24 protein-coding genes and 1 pseudogene are annotated in these 21,636 nt (G+C 46.5%); 3 read left to right on the forward strand and 22 right to left on the reverse strand.

The genetic code is table 11. From position 1 onward, the window contains the following. Positions 1-220: 220 nt before the first annotated feature. From rplS to ffh, 5 genes are all read right to left on the reverse strand, one after another. The gene (gene rplS, locus SOHN41_RS13380; protein WP_006080791.1) at positions 221-574 is read right to left on the reverse strand and encodes a 50S ribosomal protein L19; all 354 of its coding nucleotides are present in this window, start codon (positions 572-574) and stop codon (positions 221-223) included. Between the two features lie 34 nt (positions 575-608). After that, positions 609-1,355 (reverse strand): tRNA (guanosine(37)-N1)-methyltransferase TrmD, encoded by a 747-nt coding sequence (gene trmD / locus SOHN41_RS13385; protein WP_007649866.1) that lies wholly within the window; start codon positions 1,353-1,355, stop codon positions 609-611. A gap of 15 nt (positions 1,356-1,370) precedes the next feature. After that, the gene (rimM, locus tag SOHN41_RS13390) at positions 1,371-1,901 is read right to left on the reverse strand and encodes a ribosome maturation factor RimM (protein ID WP_007649868.1); all 531 of its coding nucleotides are present in this window, start codon (positions 1,899-1,901) and stop codon (positions 1,371-1,373) included. Between the two features lie 20 nt (positions 1,902-1,921). Continuing rightward, a complete protein-coding gene (gene rpsP / locus SOHN41_RS13395) occupies positions 1,922-2,173 on the reverse strand; it encodes a 30S ribosomal protein S16 (RefSeq protein WP_007649870.1) in 252 nt (83 codons plus the stop codon). Between the two features lie 218 nt (positions 2,174-2,391). After that, positions 2,392-3,765 (reverse strand): signal recognition particle protein, encoded by a 1,374-nt coding sequence (gene ffh, locus SOHN41_RS13400; protein WP_007649872.1) that lies wholly within the window; start codon positions 3,763-3,765, stop codon positions 2,392-2,394. A 328-nt stretch (positions 3,766-4,093) separates the two neighbouring features. On the opposite strand from ffh, the gene SOHN41_RS13405 reads away from it, so the two are divergent. Next, complete coding sequence (locus SOHN41_RS13405) at positions 4,094-4,882, forward strand: cytochrome C assembly family protein (RefSeq protein WP_007649874.1); 789 nt, start codon at positions 4,094-4,096, stop codon at positions 4,880-4,882. 101 nt (positions 4,883-4,983) lie between these two features. After that, the gene (locus SOHN41_RS13410; protein ID WP_037459160.1) at positions 4,984-6,258 is read left to right on the forward strand and encodes an HlyC/CorC family transporter; all 1,275 of its coding nucleotides are present in this window, start codon (positions 4,984-4,986) and stop codon (positions 6,256-6,258) included. 73 nt (positions 6,259-6,331) lie between these two features. Here SOHN41_RS13410 and SOHN41_RS13415 read toward each other — a convergent pair whose 3' ends face one another. The 12 genes and pseudogenes from SOHN41_RS13415 to rpoE all read right to left on the reverse strand — a co-directional run bounded on the left by SOHN41_RS13415 (position 6,332) and on the right by rpoE (position 16,433). After that, positions 6,332-6,856, reverse strand: a complete 525-nt coding sequence (locus SOHN41_RS13415) for a DUF962 domain-containing protein (RefSeq protein WP_007649877.1) — start codon at positions 6,854-6,856, stop codon at positions 6,332-6,334. Between the two features lie 176 nt (positions 6,857-7,032). After that, positions 7,033-7,416, reverse strand: a complete 384-nt coding sequence (gene acpS / locus SOHN41_RS13420) for a holo-ACP synthase (RefSeq protein WP_007649879.1) — start codon at positions 7,414-7,416, stop codon at positions 7,033-7,035. Continuing rightward, complete coding sequence (gene pdxJ / locus SOHN41_RS13425; RefSeq protein ID WP_007649880.1) at positions 7,416-8,153, reverse strand: pyridoxine 5'-phosphate synthase; 738 nt, start codon at positions 8,151-8,153, stop codon at positions 7,416-7,418. The genes acpS and pdxJ overlap by 1 nt, the downstream gene beginning before the upstream one ends. 102 nt (positions 8,154-8,255) lie before the next feature. Further along, the gene (gene recO / locus SOHN41_RS13430; protein WP_007649882.1) at positions 8,256-8,966 is read right to left on the reverse strand and encodes a DNA repair protein RecO; all 711 of its coding nucleotides are present in this window, start codon (positions 8,964-8,966) and stop codon (positions 8,256-8,258) included. 26 nt (positions 8,967-8,992) lie between these two features. Then, positions 8,993-10,014, reverse strand: a pseudogene (gene era / locus SOHN41_RS13435) (GTPase Era). Further along, on the reverse strand, positions 10,011-10,691 hold the full coding sequence (gene rnc, locus SOHN41_RS13440; protein ID WP_007649886.1) for a ribonuclease III: 681 nt from the start codon (positions 10,689-10,691) through the stop codon (positions 10,011-10,013). Before rnc ends, era begins: the two are co-directional and overlap by 4 nt. A 1-nt stretch (position 10,692) precedes the next feature. Beyond that, complete coding sequence (lepB, locus tag SOHN41_RS13445) at positions 10,693-11,610, reverse strand: signal peptidase I (protein WP_007649888.1); 918 nt, start codon at positions 11,608-11,610, stop codon at positions 10,693-10,695. Between the two features lie 188 nt (positions 11,611-11,798). Beyond that, the gene (lepA, locus tag SOHN41_RS13450) at positions 11,799-13,589 is read right to left on the reverse strand and encodes a translation elongation factor 4 (protein ID WP_007649889.1); all 1,791 of its coding nucleotides are present in this window, start codon (positions 13,587-13,589) and stop codon (positions 11,799-11,801) included. A gap of 166 nt (positions 13,590-13,755) precedes the next feature. Then, the gene (locus SOHN41_RS13455) at positions 13,756-14,229 is read right to left on the reverse strand and encodes a SoxR reducing system RseC family protein (RefSeq protein ID WP_007649891.1); all 474 of its coding nucleotides are present in this window, start codon (positions 14,227-14,229) and stop codon (positions 13,756-13,758) included. An 11-nt stretch (positions 14,230-14,240) separates the two neighbouring features. Continuing rightward, complete coding sequence (locus SOHN41_RS13460; protein ID WP_007649892.1) at positions 14,241-15,173, reverse strand: MucB/RseB C-terminal domain-containing protein; 933 nt, start codon at positions 15,171-15,173, stop codon at positions 14,241-14,243. 12 nt (positions 15,174-15,185) lie between these two features. Next, positions 15,186-15,812 (reverse strand): sigma-E factor negative regulatory protein, encoded by a 627-nt coding sequence (locus tag SOHN41_RS13465; RefSeq protein ID WP_007649894.1) that lies wholly within the window; start codon positions 15,810-15,812, stop codon positions 15,186-15,188. 42 nt (positions 15,813-15,854) lie between these two features. Beyond that, a complete protein-coding gene (gene rpoE, locus SOHN41_RS13470; RefSeq protein WP_007649897.1) occupies positions 15,855-16,433 on the reverse strand; it encodes an RNA polymerase sigma factor RpoE in 579 nt (192 codons plus the stop codon). A gap of 189 nt (positions 16,434-16,622) precedes the next feature. Between rpoE and nadB the strand changes: the two genes are divergently transcribed. Then, complete coding sequence (gene nadB / locus SOHN41_RS13475) at positions 16,623-18,236, forward strand: L-aspartate oxidase (RefSeq protein WP_007649899.1); 1,614 nt, start codon at positions 16,623-16,625, stop codon at positions 18,234-18,236. Positions 18,237-18,267: 31 nt separating this feature from the next. Here the strand turns inward: nadB and SOHN41_RS13480 are convergent, their stop codons facing one another. The 5 genes from SOHN41_RS13480 to nhaA all read right to left on the reverse strand — a co-directional run bounded on the left by SOHN41_RS13480 (position 18,268) and on the right by nhaA (position 21,595). Then, a complete protein-coding gene (locus tag SOHN41_RS13480) occupies positions 18,268-18,708 on the reverse strand; it encodes a protein YgfX (protein WP_037459162.1) in 441 nt (146 codons plus the stop codon). Beyond that, entirely contained in the window at positions 18,689-18,937 is a 249-nt protein-coding gene (locus SOHN41_RS13485; RefSeq protein WP_007649901.1) for a succinate dehydrogenase assembly factor 2, read from the reverse strand. The genes SOHN41_RS13480 and SOHN41_RS13485 overlap by 20 nt, the downstream gene beginning before the upstream one ends. 84 nt (positions 18,938-19,021) lie before the next feature. Beyond that, positions 19,022-19,930, reverse strand: a complete 909-nt coding sequence (nhaR, locus tag SOHN41_RS13490; protein WP_007649902.1) for a transcriptional activator NhaR — start codon at positions 19,928-19,930, stop codon at positions 19,022-19,024. Positions 19,931-20,036: 106 nt separating this feature from the next. After that, on the reverse strand, positions 20,037-20,423 hold the full coding sequence (locus SOHN41_RS13495) for a hypothetical protein (protein WP_007649903.1): 387 nt from the start codon (positions 20,421-20,423) through the stop codon (positions 20,037-20,039). A 2-nt stretch (positions 20,424-20,425) separates the two neighbouring features. Further along, on the reverse strand, positions 20,426-21,595 hold the full coding sequence (gene nhaA / locus SOHN41_RS13500; protein ID WP_007649904.1) for a Na+/H+ antiporter NhaA: 1,170 nt from the start codon (positions 21,593-21,595) through the stop codon (positions 20,426-20,428). Between the last annotated feature and the right edge of the window lie 41 nt (positions 21,596-21,636).

The raw sequence follows: 21,636 nt of genomic DNA on the forward strand, positions 1-21,636 counted from the left end.
TGACATCACCAATGTAATTCCGTAATGCTACACCATTACAATAGGGAGTCACTATGCCTGCAAACGGTTTGAAGATCAAGGAGAAGTGTTAGAAATAGTACTTGAGCAACGCGAAGAGACAGCAACAAGCGGAAATTGACTTAAAAAACAATAACAAAAAACCGCCACTAGGGCGGTTTTCTGTGCGAACACTACGTCTTGTTTTCTGTAGCGGGTACTATTACTTAGTAGCCAGCTTTTCACGGATACGTGCAGATTTACCTGAACGATCACGTAAGTAGTACAGTTTGGCGCGACGAACGCGACCACGACGCTTAACTTCAATGCTAGCGATCAGCGGGCTGTGCGTTTGGAATGCACGCTCAACACCTTCGCCATTAGAGATTTTACGTACTGTGAATGCAGAGTGCAGACCACGGTTACGCTTAGCAATTACAACGCCTTCAAAAGCCTGTAAACGCTCTTTGTCACCTTCTTTAACACGAACCTGAACTACTACTGTATCACCAGCACCAAACGCAGGTACGTCTTGTTTCATTTGCTCATCGTTGAGCATTTTAATGATGTTGTTCATAACTTACTCCGTTCTAGAATTAACTGAGCTACGACTAAGCATGCTTGTCCATTGCTTCAACGAACTGCGCTAAAAGAGTCGTTTGTTCGTCAGTCAGAGCTAGATTTTCAAATAATTCTGGTCGTCTTAGAAAAGTCCTACCAAGGCTTTGCTGTAAACGCCAGAGTCTAATTTGTTCGTGGTTGCCACTTAGCAGCACCGCTGGCACATCGAGTCCATCTAGGCTTTCAGGGCGAGTGTAATGAGGACAATCCAGTAGACCGTCGGAGAAAGAATCTTGCTCCGCCGAGGCTTGTTTTCCTAGCACGCCAGGAACCAATCTCGATACTGCATCTATGAGTGTCATTGCTGGTAATTCGCCGCCCGAAAGCACGTAATCACCAATTGACCACTCCTCATCCACCTCCGTTTGAATAATGCGTTCATCAATACCTTCGTATCGACCACAGACCAAAATCAAACGTGATGATTGCGCCAACTCAGAAACGCCTTGCTGATCCAGCTTACGTCCTTGAGGTGACAAGTAAATCACCTTCGCACCTTCACCCGCAGCAGCTCTCGCTGCATGGATGGCATCGCGCAAGGGTTGCACCATCATCAACATGCCGGGACCACCGCCGTAAGGTCGGTCATCTACCGTACTGTGTCTATCATGGGTGAAATCGCGGGGATTCCAGGTTTGCAACTCCAGCAGGCCGTTTTTCACGGCTCGACCCGTAACACCAAAGTCTGTCACGGCACGGAACATCTCTGGGAACAGGGTTATTACCCCTAACCACATCTGTTGTACCTCGACTTAGAAGTCAGGATCCCAATCCACTAAAATCTGTTTACCTTGCAGATCCACCGTTTTGATGAACTGCTCTGGGACAAAGGGGATCATACGTTCCACTTTGCCGAAACTATCTTTAGTGTTGGCCTTAACTAACAGCACATCGTTCGATCCTGTTTCCACGATCTGATCGACTATGCCCATGTTGTAACCCGTTGTATTGACCACTTCACAACCGATGAGATCACGCCAATAGAATTCATCTTCTGGCAATGCTTGCATCTGTTGCGGCAGGATTGCAATCTCACAATTTGTGAGCATTTGCGCTCTCTCCCGCGTGTTGACACCTTCAAGTTCGGCTACTACGGCCTTGCCTTGGTATCGCCACTGAGTGACCTTTACTTCACGCCATTCACCATTTTCTTTAATAAGCCAAGGCGAATAGTCAAAGATACCTTCAACAGAATCGGTATAGGCGGTGATTTTCAGCCAACCTTTAATGCCATGACAGGAGCCTAATTTCCCCAGTACGACTGGCTGTTGGTTACTGCTCATCAATCTATACCTTAACGCTATTAAGCAGTTGCTTTACGAGCGTCTTTGATCAATTTTGCTACGCGATCAGTTGTCGCAGCGCCGTTAGAAACCCAGTGCTCAACGCGAGCTAGGTCTAAACGTAAAGTTTCTTCTTGGCCGCGGGCCAATGGGTTGAAGAAACCAACACGCTCAATGAAACGACCGTCACGAGCGTTACGGCTGTCAGCAACAACGATGTTGTAAAATGGACGCTTTTTAGCGCCGCCACGAGCTAAACGAATGGTAACCATGCGTTTTCAATCCTCTAATGATTTGCTTGAAGCAAAAATAAAAACTGGAACCCCGTGTTCGCGAAGAGTCCCAGATAGAAAGCCGGAAGATTTTACCTGACTTTTCAACGAATGCAACCAAATCTGGCGATTATTAAACCTGCCACCCTAGTGCGCTCGTCGGTCTAAGCTTAATCAACCGACTGATAAAACATTAACTTTGGTCAAAATTGTTGAAATTAACGTCCGGGAAATTTCATTCCACCCGGCATCATGCCACGCATTCCGCGCATCATTTTTTGCATGCCGCCCTTGGCCGACATTTTTTTCATCATCTTTTGCATCTGGGTAAACTGTTTCAATAAACGGTTTACGTCTTGGATTTGTGTACCTGAACCCGCTGCGATACGACGTTTACGTGAGCCTTTGATTAAATCCGGGTTTTTGCGCTCTTTGGCCGTCATAGAATTAATGATGGCCTCCATTTGGCCCGTCATCTTGCCGTCTTGAATCTGTGCTAAGGCCTCTGGTGGCAATTGGCCGACACCGGGCAACTTTTCCAGCATGTTCATCATGCCGCCCATGTTTTTCATTTGCTGTAACTGCTCACGGAAATCTTCTAAATCAAAGCTGCCGCCCTGCTTCACCTTCGAAGCCAGCTTCATCGCCTTTTCTTTATCGACGCCGCGTTCAACTTCTTCGATAAGCGATAACACATCGCCCATGCCCAAAATACGTGAGGCAATACGGTCCGGATGGAAAGGCTCTAGGGCATCGGTCTTTTCACCCACCCCGAGGAATTTAATTGGCTTGCCTGTGATATGGCGAATCGATAATGCCGCACCGCCGCGGGCATCACCGTCGACCTTAGTTAAGATGACGCCCGTTAACGGCAAGGCTTCATTAAAGGCCTTGGCGGTATTGGCCGCATCTTGCCCCGTCATCGCATCGACAACGAAGAGAGTTTCGATGGGTTTAACCGCAGCATGCAGCGCCTTGATTTCATCCATCATGGCTTCATCGACGTGCAGACGGCCAGCGGTATCGAGGATCACCACATCAATAAATTTGAGTTTCGCGTGGGCAATGGCCGCTTTCGCGATATCTATGGGTTTTTGGCTCACATCCGATGGAAAAAACGCCACATCGACTTCACTAGCCAAGGTCTCAAGCTGTTTGATTGCCGCAGGGCGATAAACGTCAGCACTGACCACTAATACCGATTTCTTATGGCGAGTACGCAGTAATTTACCTAACTTGGCAACACTGGTGGTTTTACCGGCACCTTGCAAACCTGCCATCATAATCACGGCGGGTGGCTGAGTCGCTAAATCTAAGGCTTCATTCGCCTCGCCCATGGATTTTTCAAGTTCGCTTTGAACTATCTTAATAAAGGCTTGGCCTGGGCTTAAACTTTTCGCCACTTCTTGGCCAACGGCGCGCTCTTTGACATTGTTAACGAACTCACGCACCACGGGCAGGGCAACATCGGCCTCCAGCAGTGCCATACGCACTTCGCGCAGGGTTTCCTTAACGTTTTCTTCAGTTAAGCGACCACGGCCACTGATATTTTTCAGCGTGCGTGACAGTCTGTCGGTTAGATTCTCAAACATTATCCTGCTCTATACCTTTAAGGATCTCGATTAATGGACTGTATTATAACGATGCGGGCGCATTATGCTACTGCCACACTCATCTTGCGGGCACTTAAGCATTTTTCTTGCACTGGCTCATATTTTACCGTTAGAGGCGAACTATTTACTCCTAACAATAAGAATCTGCTAAATTTTGCAACTCATGTCACTGCCCATTTGTCGACAGCTCATGTTATTCTAAGGAAAATATTGATCTGTATGCCAAGTTAATACCCAAACAACCTGAAGATGCAGGATTCTGCGGGAATTTAAGGCACCTTTAACAACACGAATAGGTTAATTACCCATGGTCATTTTTTCCGCCTCAGCCATGTTTTTTTACTGCATTGCATTGGTATTAGTGACAAGTCGACTGTTCCACCCTGAGGGGCCTAATCGCCGAGCCGTTGCGGGTGTGGCGGCGATTGCCGTTATTTTACATGCCGCGGCGCTATCCCAAGCGATATTTACCAGCGACGGACAAAACTTCAGTCTGACTAATGTGATTTCATTAGTGAACTGGATTATCGCCTTCACCTTTACTGTGTTGATGTTCCGACTAAAAGTGATTGTGGTCGTTCCGGTGGTTTATGCCTGTTCCGTGTTATCCGTTGCGCTACTGTGGTTATTGCCGCCCAAGTTTATTACCCACTTTGAGCTTTACCCTGAAGTCTTAGCCCATGTAGTGCTGTCACTTATGGCCTACAGTGCCTTAATGATCGCCGCCCTGTATGCGATTCAGCTGGCGATGATCCAAAATAAGCTCAAGAAGAAACAACTGATGTTAAGTCCGGGTATTCCACCATTGATGACGGTTGAGAAACAGCTATATCACCTTGTGATCATTGGCGTTATCTTGCTGAGTTTATCCCTCGCCACTGGATTTATATTCCTCGATGACATGTTTGCCGATGGCAAAGGCCATAAGGCAATTCTGTCGATTATGGCTTGGTTCGTGTATATCACTATGCTATGGCAGCAATATTCGGTCGGCTGCAAGATCCGCACCGCCGTTATTTACACTTTAACGGGTGCAACCCTGCTCTCACTGGCTTATTTTGGCGCGCGTATTGTTAAAGAGTTAATCCTCAGCTAATAATGTTAAGCCTGCGATATGATGAATGCCTTCGCTGGCTTGACACTCCTTTGAAATATCGGTATTTACTTAAGTTTGCTGGCTAATTTGGGATCGACTTTTTGGACGCTATATCGACAAGCGCACTCCTCATTTTTTTACTAGTGCTCATTCTATTCTCTGCCTATTTTTCAGGCTCAGAAACCGCCATGATGACCCTCAATCGCTATCGTCTAAGGCATTTAGCATCCAATGGCCATAAGGGCGCCATTCGCGCCCTCAAATTGTTAGAACGCCCTGACCGCTTAATAGGTTTAATCCTGATCGGTAATAACTTAGTCAATATTTTAGCCTCAGCCATTGCGACAATCATTGGTATGCGACTCTGGGGAGACTTAGGGGTCGCGATCGCCACAGGGGTCCTCACCTTAGTCGTATTAGTTTTTGCGGAAGTAACCCCAAAAACCATTGCTGCATTAAATCCAGAACGTATTGCATTCCCATCGAGCTTCTTCCTTATCGTGCTGTCGACAGTATTTGCCTATGTTGTTACCAGCGTAAACCTCATCACTACGGGCATATTGCGTTTATTCGGTATCAAAAGTATCAGCAGTAGTGATGCCTTAAGCCAGGAAGAATTGCGCACCGTAGTGCATGAAGCGGGGGCGCTCATCCCCCAACGTCACCAAGAAATGTTGTTATCTATCCTAGACTTAGAGAAAGTCACCGTTGAAGATATTATGGTGACACGTTCGGATATTTACGCCATTAATGTTAATGATGAATTTAAAGTCATTAATCGCCAGGTTATTCAAAGCCCACACACCCGAGTATTAGTCTACCGTGACACCATTGACGATGCGGTTGGCTTTATTCATCTGCGTGATGCCCTGCGTCTACAATCTAAGGAACAATTCAGTAAATCCTCCCTATTGCGCGCCGTAAAGGAACTGTATTTTATTCCCGAAGGCACACCGTTAAATGTGCAGTTGGCGAATTTTCAGCACAATAAGGAACGGATAGGCCTAGTGGTGGATGAATATGGCGATATCCAAGGCCTAGTCACCTTAGAAGACATTTTGGAGGAAATTGTTGGCGATTTTACCACCTCAATGATTGCGACGCCGAGCGAAGATATTAATATCCAGCAAGATGGTAGCTACTTGATCGACGCCAGCATCAGCATCCGAGATCTCAATAAAGAAATGAAGTGGAATTTTCCAACGGACGGTCCTAAGACACTCAATGGATTAATCTTGGAATATTTAGAAGAGATCCCCTCGGAAAACACCAGTTTACGCCTCGCGGGTTATCCATTAGAGGTCATTGAAGTGGCTGATAATATGGTCAAAACGGTACGACTGATCCCGCAGCATTACCACCCGCCACGCTCATAAGCCACACATTACCCCATATAAAAAATCGGCTGAACCCAATAGGTTCAGCCGATTTTGCTCTCCCCCGAGAAAACTAGATATTTTTTTGCGCCTCGATGGCGCGGCGTTTTTCGATCGCTATGGGCGTGATTTCCTCATTCAGCGACTTTTCCAGACCTAGCATAAAATACACTTCGGCCATTAAAAAAAACGGCCCGATAAGCAGTTGATTTAAGTCATCCACAAAGGCAGGTTTGGCTTTCTCATATCGATGCCCAATAAGCTGGAAAACCCAACCTAGGATAAAAACGCCCAACGCCAGCCAGATAGCATTAGCCGAATGTGATACCAGTTCAGTGGTATAGAGCACGGGAATTAAAAAAAGGGTTAGCCCAATAGCCAATTTCAGGTGTAAGCGGACATAATACAGTAGCACAACGACACCTAAGATCAGTCCTAAGCTGGTTTCTCCCAAGCTTCCAAGTGGCACTCTGACAGTCGCCAACAACAAAAATGCCGACCAAATAATTAATGGAATACCAATAAAGTGCGTTTGAATATTTCGATGATTTAAATGCACACTCTTATAGGTTGATAACTGCTCTACGGCGGATTTCATCTGGGGCTCCTTTTGCTGTGTCCCTGCAAATTTATTTGCATCTAAGTATAACTTTTGACCTTAACCTAGCCCAAAAATGCGAAGCTGAACAGTAAAAAGTAACAAAAATGTTGCAATCCATCTTAACGCGATAAAAAAGGGAGCATAAGGCTCCCTTAATGACACAGACCAAGCTGTTAGCGAGACTCGATAATAACAGTAGCGATTGCGTAGGATTTTTCATCCGCGATTGAAATATGCCCGACCATGCCATTGAGCAAAGCTAAACGCTGCAGCGCCCCTTCCGTAAAATCAATCGTCGGGGCACCATCGGGCGTATTCCCAATGTGGATATGCTGGAAAGATACCCCACGTCCAATCCCCGTCCCCAAAGCTTTAGCTGCGGCCTCTTTGGCGGCAAAACGTTTAGCCAAATAACGGCTCGGTTGGCTATGCTGTTGATAGATATCGAACTCAGCCTCTGTCAGTACACGTTTAGCCAGCTTATCGCCGGAACGTGCCACATGGGCCGTGATGCGCTCGATTTCAACTATGTCAGTACCAAGCCCAACAATTGCCATTATTCGCCCCGACGCCCTTCAAGCATTAGGGTTTTCATATCTTTAACGGCGGTTGCTAAACCATCGATAGCCGCACGGGCAACGATGGCATGGCCAATATTGAGTTCGTACAACTCAGGGATCGCCGCTATCGGCTTAACATTGTGGTAATGCAGTCCATGGCCCGCATTGACAATAAGCCCTTTGCCATGGGCATATTTTGCCATTTCGCTGATTCTGGCTAATTCACGGGCTTCATCTGCTTCTGTTTTCGCATCAGCATAGCAACCCGTATGGATTTCGATCACCGGTGCGCCAGAAGCAACCGCGGCATCGATTTGGGTCTTATCCGCATCAATAAATAAGGATACTTGAATACCATTTGCGGCTAAACGAGCCACTGCGGCGGTGATTTTCTCAAGTTGCCCTGCCACATCTAAGCCACCTTCTGTGGTCACTTCCTGACGCTTTTCAGGTACTAAGCAAACATAAGTGGGTTTCACTTCGCAGGCAATAGTGAGCATTTCTTCGGTAACGGCACACTCGAAGTTCATGCGGGTTTTTAACGTTTTTGCTAATAAATACACATCGCGGTCGATGATATGACGCCTGTCTTCACGCAAATGGATAGTGATACCGTCGGCCCCCGCATGTTCTGCAACGGCTGCCGCATGGACTGGATCGGGGTAATTGGTGCCGCGCGCCTGACGTAGGGTCGCAATATGGTCGATATTTACACCCAATAAGATACGGCTCATCGGGAACTCCTTTATGTTTGTAAGGCTAGAATTAACGCTGAAATTGCGCCCTATTGTACTGACACCCAGATGAAAAAACACTGAGACGCTCACTAAAAACAGCTACTCGGGTGAATTATCCCCATCATACTTTGACGTCAAGGCACTCTGAAACAATTGTCGGCTGAGCAAAGGTTTAGTGCCAAGCAGAGGTTGTAGCATAGAACGCATCAACCGCTTTGCACTTAAAAAATGCTCCTCCACTAATTGATTATCGTTAAGTGCCGTTAGCATCGCCCCTTGATAAGCGTTGCGAGCACGGGAATTAAGCACAAATTGAAAGCCTAACTCGGGGATGAGTTGGTAGTAATCTTCAGGGATCAGCGCCTCACCTTGGGTATCGCGACTAAGGGAGGGCATAGCTCCTAACTCCCGCAGTAGCGCTAACTCAAGATAACGCAGCTGAGATTGGCAAAAATTTGCTGCAAGACCGACTAAGGCGCGATGATAAATAAGGAATAACGCTTCGGCATTGTGCTGAACAGACAAGGTTCGTATCAGCAACTCATTGATATACATGCCAGCATATAGGCTGTGGCCGCTAAGCGGAACGGCGGGAGCCGCCGCTTCAATTTGCGTTAAGGTTTTTAATTCAGACTTGCCGCTAAATTCAAAGATCAGCGGTTGAAAGGGTTGGAGAATACTTTTGATAGAGCGTTTACCACTGCCCACTCTGGCAACCGCATCGACTCGTCCAATGCCGTCAACCAACAGGTTAACTAAGGCACTGGACTCACGGTATGGACGATGATGTAGAACATAACCACGTTTCATCGATAAGCATGCTCAAATGGCAAAAATTAATCGTCACCGTAACCTAAGCTACGTAGGGCACGCTCATCGTCGGCCCAGCCGGATTTCACTTTTCACCCACACTTCGAGGAAAACTTTATTATCAAATAAGGTTTCCATATCTAAACGAGCTTGGGTCGCAATAGTACGAATACGCTCGCCCTTGCTCCCTATTACCATACGTTTTTTGGCCTTCGCGCTCAACGAGGATCAGGGCGTTAATTTGGTAAACGCCGTTTTCCATCATCTTAAATTGCTCGATTTCAACCGTTGCATCGTAGGGCAATTCGTCGCCGAGGAATCGCATCAGTTTTTCACGGACAATTTCAGAGGCCATAAAACGCTGTGAACGGTCAGTCACATAATCTTCAGGGAAGAAGAAGGGGTTCTCCGGCAGGGAGTCAGCCGCTAATTCCAAAATCCGCTTAACGTTAGTGCCTTTACTGGCTGAAATCGGCAGAATTTCATCGAAGGGATACTTCTTCGCCACTTCTTCCAAATAGGGGAAAAGGGCTTCTTTATCTTTGATATTGTCCACTTTATTAATAGCTAAAATGGTTTTACGCTCTTCGCCACCGCGACGCAGTTTACTTAATACCATTTCATCATCGGCGGTCCAAGTCATGCCATCGACAACAAAAATCACCATAGAAACATCGGCAAGTGAACTGGCTGCTGCACGGTTCATCAAACGGTTTATGGCGCGTTGTTCTTCAATATGCAGCCCCGGCGTATCGATAAACACGATTTGCTTAGGACCATCGGTATGGATACCCATGATACGGTGGCGGGTCGTTTGCGGTTTTTTCGAGGTAATACTGATCTTTTGCCCAAGCAAACGGTTCAGCAGAGTCGATTTACCCACGTTAGGGCGTCCAATAATCGCCACCATGCCACAGTAGGTCACATCGTAGTGAACAGACGGCGCCGCCGCGCTCGCTGCATTCATCCTTGCCAGTAATTCATCTAAGCTCGGCTCATTGCTCGCGTTAGCGGCATCGACAGCTGGCAAGTCTGTTTTTTTGGTCATTTATTCAGTAACTCCAATACTTGCGCCGCGGCGATCTGTTCGGCTTTGCGGCGTGAACTCGCAACCCCTATTACACTTTGGCTCAAGTCTTCAATACGGCATTCAACGGTGAATGTCTGGTCATGGGCATCGCCTTCTATATTGATTACTTGGTAATCTGGTAGTGGCTTTTTTAACCCTTGTAAATATTCTTGCAGCAAGGTTTTAGCATCTTTCTGGCTTATGCCGGGTTTAATTTCCGCTAAACGCTCGGCATACCAGTTCAGCAATAACTTACGACAGATCTCTAGATCTGAATCAAGATAAATCGCGCCGATAATGGCTTCTACCGCATCGGCAAGAATTGATTCGCGGCGGAATCCACCGCTTTTTAATTCACCAGGACCTAAGTATAAATAGTCTCCTAGTTTAAAAACCTGGGCAATAAGCGTTAAAGTGTCGCCACGCACTAAGGTGGCGCGCATCCGGCTTAAATCGCCTTCAGTCGCCTTCGGAAACTGATGATAAAGTGCATCGGATATCACGATAGATAAAATAGAATCACCTAAAAACTCTAGACGTTCGTTGTGTTTATTTGCCGCGCTTCTATGGGTCAAGGCTTGGGTTAACAACTCAATTTTCTTGAACTCATAACCTAAGGTACGACACAAACGAGGCAAATTTTTAATCGGTTCCATGCTATTTTATTCCACCTACACGCTCAAAACGCACACCGCTTGGTACCCAAGTTGGGAGGAAATCGGCGGGTGTGCGGTCAAATTCAAAACTAATCCAAATCGCTACCGCTTTACCAACCAGGTTTTCTTCGGGGACAAAGCCCCAGAAGCGACTGTCGGTACTGTTATCACGGTTATCCCCCATGGCAAAGTAATGACCCTCTGGCACGAGGAACTCACCTGCTGGTAAGTTACCTTCACGTTTAAAGTAACCCAGCATATCAGGACGGCTTGGGTTGATTAAGATATCGTGAGCCACTTCGCCCAATTGCTCCTTATAACGTAATAATGGCACCCCATCTTGGCTATAATCACCACGACTGATCTCGGTACGCGCAACCACTTCCGCTTCAGGGCAATTGGTCTGCTGAGCACCGCAGGCCTTTTGGATCATCAACTGCTTATTACGATAAATAACTCGATCACCCGGTAATCCGACAACGCGTTTGATATAGTCAATTTGCGGATTCTCTGGGTATTTAAACACAATCACATCGCCACGTGCAGGCTTGCCCGTTTCAACCAGTTTAGTTCGCCATACGGGATCTTTGAGGCCATAACTAAATTTTTCCACCAAAATAAAATCGCCCACCAACAGGGTTGGCATCATAGACCCCGAGGGGATTTGAAATGGCTCATAAATGAAGGAACGCAGGAGCAACACAAAGGCAATCACAGGGAAGATAGAATGCGCAGTTTCGACTATGGTCGACTCACGAATGATTTGGTACTCGGCTTCTTCGGTTAAATTCGCTTGTGATGCCTTTGCCAGCGCCAAACTCTCGCGACGCTTAGGGGCAAACATTAGCACATCGACTAACCAGATAAGCCCTGAGATCAGGGTTACCAGCACTAAAATAATGGAAAAATAGGCTGCCATTGCTTATTGAACTCCTGCCTTGAAATAATTAAAGGTTCTTAACTTAGCGACTATTGTATTTCGACTATCGAGCTTTAGTTAACTTACCGCATTTCATCATAAACACCACAAAATCATGCGATAACCTAACTAAAGCGCCGCAAACTGCGGCGCAATAGTTGACTAAATTGTCATGCTGTTACTCAGGACTACTCATTGAGTTTAAGTACCGCCAAAAATGCCTCCTGCGGCACCTCAACGTTACCCACCTGCTTCATCCGTTTCTTACCCTCTTTTTGTTTATTTAAGAGTTTTTTCTTACGGGAAACGTCGCCGCCGTAACACTTAGCCGTAACGTCTTTACGTAGGGCTTTTACGGTTGAACGGGCAATAATCTGGCTGCCAACGGCTGCTTGAATCGCAATATCAAACATTTGACGTGGGATCAGCTCTTTCATCTTTTCAACTAACGCTAAACCGCGGTGACGAATGTTTGATCTGTGGATGACCATAGCGAGAGCATCGACTCTGTCGCCGTTAATCAAGATGTCTAAGCGCACCATGTCTGCGGGATCGAAGCGAATAAAGTTATATTCGAGCGAAGCATAACCGCGGCTGGTTGATTTCAAGCGGTCGAAGAAATCCATCACCACTTCCGCCATTGGTAGATGGTAGGTCACGGCCACTTGATTACCGTGGTAAACCATGTTCACCTGCGTGCCACGTTTTTCAATACAAAGAGTAATGACGTTACCTAAGTATTCTTTTGGCACTAAAATGTTGGCCTCAACAATCGGCTCACGCATTTCTTCGATATTGTTAATCGCGGGTAAATCTGACGGGTTATCGACATAGACAACTTCACCGTTAGTCATCACCACTTCATAGACTACCGTCGGTGCCGTAGTGATCAGCTCAAGATTGTATTCACGCTCTAAACGTTCTTGAATGATTTCCATATGGAGCAGGCCTAAATAGCCAATACGGAAACCAAAGCCAAGGGCCGATGAACTTTCAGGTTCGAAGAACAATGAAGCATCGTTCAGGCTGAGTTTGTTTAACGCATCACGGAAGTTTTCATATTCATCGGTCGAAATCGGGAATACGCCCGCGTAAACCTGCGGTTTTACCTTTTTAAAACCAGGCAAAGGCTTATCCGCACCATTCTTCGCCAGTGTCAAGGTATCACCCACTGGCGCGCCGTGGATCTCCTTAATACCTGCGATCACGAAACCTACCTCACCGGTTTTTAGCTCGGCCTTGTCGGTTTGCTTTGGAGTGAAAATACCTACGCGGTCTGCAGTGTGGTTTTGTCCGGTAGACATTACCTTGAACTTGTCGCCTTTCTTCAGGCTACCGTGTTTAATGCGTACCAAGGACACTACGCCTAAGTAGCTGTCAAACCAAGAATCTATGATTAAGGCTTGCAGTGGCGCATCAGGATCACCTTCAGGCGGCGGGATTTGTGCAACGATCACTTCTAATACATCATCGACGCCGACGCCGGTTTTAGCGGAACAACGCACGGCATTCATCGCATCGATACCGACAATATCTTCAATTTCGGCGGCAACACGCTCAGGGTCGGCTTGCGGTAGGTCGATCTTGTTTAAAATAGGCACCACATCCAAATTCATATCCAGTGCGGTATAACAGTTTGCCAGAGTCTGAGCTTCTACGCCCTGACCCGCATCCACCACCAGCAGTGCGCCTTCACAGGCCGCTAATGAACGTGACACCTCATAGGAAAAGTCAACGTGTCCAGGGGTATCAATAAAATTGAGTTGGTAGACTTGGCCATCTTTAGCCTTGTAGTCTAGGGTGACACTTTGTGCTTTAATCGTGATACCACGCTCACGCTCAAGATCCATAGAATCGAGCACTTGAGCATCCATTTCACGGTCGGTTAAACCGCCACAAACCTGAATAAGACGATCTGATAGCGTCGATTTACCATGGTCGATATGGGCAATAATTGAGAAGTTTCTAATGTGTTTCATTATGCTGCAATGACTAATACTGAAAATGGATACGGTTCAAAGGAGCGAAATTGTACCTGATTGCGGTTTCAATACCAATCAGATTCACTCCTAGTTGCATTTATGCCGCCAAAAGGTATGAAAGTCTCAAATTAACTTCCTATGCTAAACGACTAATAGACTGAAACTAATCGGTTAATTTACCCAAACTGACACCCATGCCTAAATAAGCCAAAATCACGGGCTTTGCGTCCACTTCGAGCCATTTTGCCCGCTGTTTTCCAAACCACCAAGCCAACAAAGTTCCAAGGGCAGCAAAAGCCATGGCACTCAGATCAGGATTAAATTGGATGAGATTACCAACAAATTGCCCTAAAACTGCCCCGACAAACAAACCCAATAAAGGCAAAAGGTAGACCAGGGCGGCCGCTTTTAGAATAACACTCTCGGGAAGACCCAACTTCAAAAGTTCACCGGGTTCGCAGGGACGCTCACTTTGAATGGAGAATTGTTGGGTCTTGGCTGAAAAAGCCTGCGCCACAGCGGAAGTACCGCAGGATTCGCTACTACTGCAACTCTTACAGGTGCTCTTAAGCTCAACTTCAACCCTGAGCCAGCCCTGATTATCACAGGCAATCACCCTTGCCACTTCTTCCATCATAGTGCTGCGCCCTATTCTAGTCTGAGGCTTTTTGCAATTCGCGTAAGGGTTTCTGTCGGCACTTTACCTACGGCGACCACTTCAGCATTACCCACTTTTTCAGAGACCAACGATAAACCATTGCGGGTGATTAACTCCTCCGGCAATGGACTCGAGCCCGCTCTGGCCACATAAACGGAAATATTGGCGAGTCCATCGGTCAATGCAATATATTCCACCGCTTCATGGCTCCCAATTAAACGGTGATGGTCGCGTACAACGACGGTGAAACCCGCAGGTAACCAAGAGAATTGCCAATTTTGACCATCTTGCCGCTCCGCTTGATCGATAACCGCTGGCCACTCTTGTTTGTAGGCTTCCTGTAAAATAGTGGGCGGCTCATTGAATTCGATGAGTTCAATCACCATGATCTGCTCAAGCAATTGTTTGTCTTGAGTCAGCATGTCGTATCGCAGCGGCAAATATGTCTCCATATCGAGCCAGATCTGAAAACCATAGCGATATTCATCATTGGGTAACAAGCGGATCATTTGCCCAGGGCGGCCCGCAATACGTGTTCGACCACCGAGCACGAATTGATAACCGACTTCTAAATCGTTCATTTGGGCGGAAAATGCCGCGGGCCAAACACCTTGAATATGATTGGAAATAATACTGTATGCTGGTTGGTCGTGTTCAATAAAAGTCACACGATTCCCCACACGTACCGCATTCTTAGGGGGACCATTGAGGTACTCTAAAAAAGCAACTTCCTGCTCATTTACTTTACCGTGAAGATAAACCAAAGGCCGAATGTGATCGGCCTGAAGTTGAATAATCGATGCTTTAAATTCTTTCTCTTTTAAAGCCTGACTCATTTTATCGAGCCAGACTTTGGCGGGCATATCTTCCTGCGCCATAGCAGGAAATACCAAGGCTAACAAAGCCAACAGGATTAGACGCAAGCTAACTCCTTACTACTGATTGACAGGAACGGGAATAACCTCGGTATTGTCTTCTATAACCGCCCCAGTATTCAATCGTTGTTGCAACATATGATCTTGAATATAAGTATTAATTCGACGGCGTTGTTCGTTCATTTGATCATTAGTGTAACCTTGGTTTTGTTGCACAGGCCCAGTTTGTAAACTTACTGGAGAAGCACTGCCCACCAAAGGACGGGTGATCAACACGGGTGACGGAGACGCTTCATCATCGGCCGTTTGGTTGTAGTTCTGCACGCCGACAATCGCAAACATGGCCACGGTTGCCGCGATAGCGTATTGACCAAACTGCTTAAACAATGGCACAACACGGCTATTTCCAGCATTAACAGCAACTTGTGTCGTTACTGGATAATCGACTGCAGGCGCAGTCACTTGAGGGGCGACAATTGCAGGTTCAAGTTCAATTGCAGCGGCAATGCTAGCGGAAAGATCTAACACAATAGTTTGAGGTAACTCACCCCGCATAGCATCACCTATCATGTGATAGTTATGCCATTTATTATGCGAATGCGTATCGGCAACTAATTCTGCCATGGTTTGCGCATCAGTCTCTCCATCGACCGCGGCAGATACCCATTCTTGACCTAATTTATCCATTGTTCACCTGTCTAAATATAAGAGTTTTCTTAGTATAAGAACTTAGGCTTCCAGTAAAGGCTGGAGCTTTTTATCAATGGCCTCTCGAGCACGGAAGATACGCGATCTTACCGTCCCGACGGGGCAATCCATAACGATGGCAATATCTTCATAACTCATACCATCGAGTTCACGCAAGGAGATGGCCATTCGTAATTCTTCTGGCAATGCCTCTAAGGTATCGAAAATCACTTTTTTGATTTCATCCGATAACATGAGTCGCTCGGGGGAAGCAAACTCCTTTAGTGCATCACTGCCTTCATAATATTCGGCATCTTCGGCATCAACATCATTCGCGGGCGCCCTACGCCCCTGTGATACGAGATAATTCTTCGCAGTGTTTACTGCAATGCGATACAACCAGGTATAAAACGCACTTTCTCCGCGAAAGTTTGGCAAAGCCCGATAAGCTTTGATAAACGCTTCCTGTGCCACATCGGTAACGTCCGCTTGGTTACGCACATACCGCGAAATCAAGCTAATAACTTTACTTTGATATTTAAGCACTAACAGGTTAAAAGCGTTTTTATCTCCCCGTTGCACGCGCTCAACTAATTGTTGATCACTTATTTGTCCACTCATCCGAGCCGACTTCTCCCAAATCTAAAATGCTGATTTCTCAGTCGCTCGAATCATATTCACTTATGTAGACTAGCGTGCTTTGAAAAAGTTCTTAAAATTATACAAAAAAAGTAAGGATAAAAGGAAAGTACCCATATTTCGTCAGTTGGTTTACCATAGATGGCACTCTCAGTCACATCATGATACCCGATGAAACAAGTAGTTGAACACCAATCTGACATATTAGTCATAGGTAGCGGTGCCGCAGGTCTGACACTAGCTTTGCATCTTGCTGAAAAAGCAAACGTAATTCTGCTTTCAAAAGGCCCACTCTCGGAAGGGTCGACGTACTATGCCCAAGGCGGAATAGCCTCCGTCTTCGATGAAAGTGACACTATTGAATCCCATGTGGCTGATACTTTAGTCGCCGGAGCGGGTTTATGCGATAAAGAAGTAGTGACCTTTACTGCAGAAAACGCCAAAAGTGCCATGCAATGGCTTATCGAATGTGGCGTAGCCTTCGATAAAGAAGAAACCAACGATGGAAATGCTAAGGATGCCCCCTATCATCTCACCCGTGAAGGTGGACATAGTCATAGGCGTATTTTGCACGCCGCAGATGCGACGGGCAAAGAAGTGCAAACGACACTGCAAGAACGCGCTCTTGCCCATCCCAATATTCAAGTTTTAGAACGCTATAACGCAATCGATCTTATCACCACCCGTAAACTTAACCGCCCTGGAAACAGAGTGCTAGGTGCTTACGTGTGGAACCGAAATGCCGAGCATGTTGAAACCGTTAAGGCCAAATTTGTTGCCTTGGCCACGGGTGGTAGTTCTAAAGTTTACCAATATACCTCAAATCCCGATGTCGCCAGCGGTGATGGCATAGCCATGGCATGGCGTGCAGGTTGCCGTGTCGCCAATATGGAATTCAACCAATTCCACCCGACGTGTTTATACCATGCCGATGCGCGTAACTTTTTGCTAACCGAAGCACTCCGCGGTGAAGGCGCCTATCTGCGTCGCCCCGACGGTAGCCGTTTTATGCCAGACTTTGATGAACGCGCCGAGCTTGCTCCCCGTGATATTGTGGCCCGTGCTATCGATTATGAGATGAAGCGTCTCGGGGCCGACTGTGTCTATTTGGATATTAGCCATAAAGACAGCGACTTTATCATCAAGCATTTCCCGACGATTTACAGTCGCTGCTCAGAATTAGGCATAGATATCACTCGAGATCCTATCCCTGTCGTCCCCGCCGCCCACTACACCTGTGGCGGCGTGATGACAGACTTGCATGGGCAAACGGATCTCAATGGGCTCTATGCCATTGGCGAAGTCGCCTATACCGGCCTTCATGGTGCTAATCGTCTTGCTAGCAATTCCCTGCTCGAATGCCTAGTATTTGCCCGCGCCGCTTCACAGGATATTGAGAGCCAATTGCATAAAATCTCCCTACCAGGACAAATTCCACCTTGGGATGAGAGTAAAGTATCAAATTCGGATGAAGAGGTTGTGATTGCCCACAATTGGCACGAACTGCGGCTATTTATGTGGGACTATGTCGGCATTGTGCGCTCAGATAAGCGTCTCGAACGTGCACTGCGCCGCTGTTTGATGCTTCAGCAGGAAATCCAAGAATATTACAGCCACTTCAGGGTCAGCAATAACCTGCTCGAACTGCGTAACCTAGTGCAGGTGGCAGAACTGATCATTCGCTGTGCAATGGAGCGTAAGGAGAGTCGTGGGCTGCACTACAATATTGATCATCCAGGCAAACTAGACTCACCACTGCCGACCATTTTACAGCCAGAGAAATAAGCCTGTAAAAACCACTTCAACATTCTGCAGGCTAAATCTCAGTGTGAGAATTAGCCTGCAATGTTTTGGCATTTAGCAGTAAACGACATAAATGGCGATAATCGGCATCGGTAAACATATCAGCCCAAAGTGGCAATAACCTAGCTTTAGCGTCGATATCCAGATACATCAAACATACAAATGGGGTCACCCAAGTTCGCCGCAAAACCTGAAAGTGCTCCCCCGTAGAAAGCCGCCCTTCACCTTTTAGATTGAGTATAAAGCTTAACTGCCAATCTTTAAGCCGCCAAAGTTGATACAGCAAAAAACACACATTCAGCGAAATAACCGTCAGTTTTAATAGAAGAATGCCAAAGGAATCAGTTTGGGGCCAAACGAGTAATGATGATAGACAAACAGAAATAAAAACGACCAACGAGAGTCGTTGGTCGAAGGACGCTTTGACACTAAAACTATGGTGCCGCTCTTCCACGGACTTTAACTACCATACGAGCTAATTCGGCATCAGGACAGATTTCATGGCCCATAAACCACGCAAATAATTCCGGATCTTCACATTCTAGCAAGCGAATAAACACGGCCTTATCTTCATCGGACAAATCTTGATAAACATGTTCGACGAAAGGTTGAAACAGTACGTCTAGCTCCAGCATTCCGCGGCGACATGCCCAACGCACCCGTGCAATGTTCATTAATTCCAAGGTTTTTCTCCCAAAACAAATTTGGCCTTAGTCTACCAGTTCATTCACTAGGGTGTCGATTAAGGACTCGTGCAACGTCCAAAATTAGCATTGCTGCACTTGAGCATCGAGACCCGCAAATAAATCACTGAAATCCGTGTCTAATAATCGTTTTACCGCCGGGTGTTGGATCATCCGCTCGGCAAACATCACATGGTATTCCTCTTTGACATCGAGGGTTTCACCGAGTAAATGCATACCATGGGAGATGACCTCCTGACGATAAATAGACGGCGTAACGAAAATGCCCCGCTTCAAGTATCCAAATGCCTTCATCATTGCCGCATCATCAAACTCACCTAAAATACTCACATTGAGATTTTGTTCATCAAACCAACGATATAACTGCTGACCAAGGGAAGTTCTACGCCCAGGGATCAGTAACTGACCTTGTTCTAAACAAGCCGGAAAATCTGCACTATAGGTATCGGCAGAGAAGAAACTCACGCCACATTCGCCAAGCTTCTTAGAGAGGATTTCAGGGTACTTCAAAGACTCGCCCGCACAATCCGAGAGGATTATATCTAGCTTATGTTCACGCAGCCGTGCCATCAAACTCTCGTGCGTCGCTTCATAACAAGCCAAATGCATCGATCCATCGTTCGGGACTACAGTTAGCAAAACACGACTAGCGAGGGCCTTAGATAAGGCATCGGCAATGCCTACTTCAAAAAGGATCGCATCATCTTTTTGATAATTAAGTAGATCCAGCATTTCGTAGCTAAGACTGAACATTTTATCCGCATAACGAAACACCAACTCACCCAATTCAGTCGCCTCTAAGGTGCGCCCTACTCGCTTAAATAAACTCCCTTTAAGTCTGTCTTCTAAGGCACGGATCTGCCCCGTTATGGTTTGCGGTGTTAAACAGAGGGCTTCAGCCGCCTTAGCAACCGAGCCCTTTTTCTTAATCATCCAAAAATAATACAGATGGTTGTAATTCAAATGCAGCATAGCCACTCACCTTTTCTATCACTTATACCGCTGCGTTTAAGTACACTCAACAGTTCTCAGTATTGTAAAGATTCACCATAGCGCTCAGCTATCTGAATCCTAGTGGCTATTTTAAACGCTGACAATCCAATAAGTTAATCACTATATCCTGTAATTGTTCTAGATCGGCTGCGGTCCCAGTACTGACGGCTTCTGTCACCCCCAAGACTAAAGTATCGCGATTGGGGATACGACTGGCGCAATAGGTGCGATTTGCTTCTTGAAAACGCTTGCCACCACGGTATTTCAGCGCGCGCGACTGATAACCGTTGGTTTCGAGTCTTGCGCCTAATGCTTCTGATTTAAACATCAAAGCACCATCGACTATACCTTCAAGGTAGCTCTGGCAGGTCCGTGACGCCACGTCTTTATTGCAGGCATCAATTTGAGATGCCATCACAGTTGAAGATAAGCTTAAGAGTGCAGTTATTCCTATTAATTTCAACTTTATCATAGTCATACTCCTTTTTTAGGTAACACTTTTGATAGCCAGAAATACCCAACTAAGGCTGCTAGAATCGACCCCATTAAGGTGCCTAGGCGTGCTAAGTCACCGTACATAGGGTCTGCATGTTCAAAAGCTAACGACGCAATAAACATAGACATAGTAAAACCAATACCGCACATGGCCGCGACTGGGGCAATTTGCTTCCAACCTACGCCATCGGGTAACTGAGCGAGTTTAAGTTTTACCGCAATATAGCTAAACACCATCACACCAATGGGCTTACCTAACATCAGGCCCAGTGCAATACCGACAGGTACCGGAGAAATTAACGTCTCCAAATTCATATTGCCGACATAAACACCCGCATTAGCGAAAGCGAACACTGGCAGAATGAAGAAGGTGCTCCAAGGGTGCAAACTGTGCTCTAAGCCTTCTGAAGGTGAGCTGCCATCCTTTGCCCGTAATGGAATGCAGAAAGCGATGATGACGCCAGCCAGAGTCGCATGCACTCCTGACTTAAGTACGGCGACCCAAAGGATTAATCCTAAGATGCCATAGGGTAAAAGTGAGGTGACCCCTTTGCGGTTTAACCCAACTAGTCCCGCAATCGCTAAACTGGCAATCACTAAACTGATGGTTGATAGGTCTGTGCTGTAGAACAGCGCGATAATCACTATGACGCCTAAGTCATCGATAATAGCTAAAGCAAGTAAGAAGACTTTCAGTGAAACGGGAACGCGGCTCCCAAGCAGCGCCATAATACCTAAAGCAAACGCAATATCCGTTGCAGCAGGAATCGCCCACCCCGCCTGTGTTACAGGATCGCCATAGTTGAACAACAGATAGATCCCTGCAGGAGCAATCATGCCACCAATTGCAGCAAAGGTGGGTAAGGAAGCTTGAGTAACACTCGACAACGCTCCTTCGAGCAATTCGCGTTTGACCTCCAAACCAATAAGCAAAAAGAATACAGCCATCAGGCCATCGTTGATCCACAGAATTAACGGCTTATGAATATCGAGCTCGCCAATTTTAACTTGTACGTCTGTGCCTAAAAATCCTTGGTAAAGCCCAGATAAAGGAGAATTCGCCATCAACATGGCTAGGGCAACAGCAACCAATAATAGGATGCCCCCCGCCGATTCTTGGCTCAGAAAGTTTCTAATTGCTTTTTCCATCTTGCACTCCAAAAAATCATAATGGACTGAGTGTAGACGAA

It is taken from the genome of Shewanella sp. HN-41 (assembly GCF_000217915.1).
Classification (GTDB): Bacteria; Pseudomonadota; Gammaproteobacteria; order Enterobacterales; family Shewanellaceae; genus Shewanella.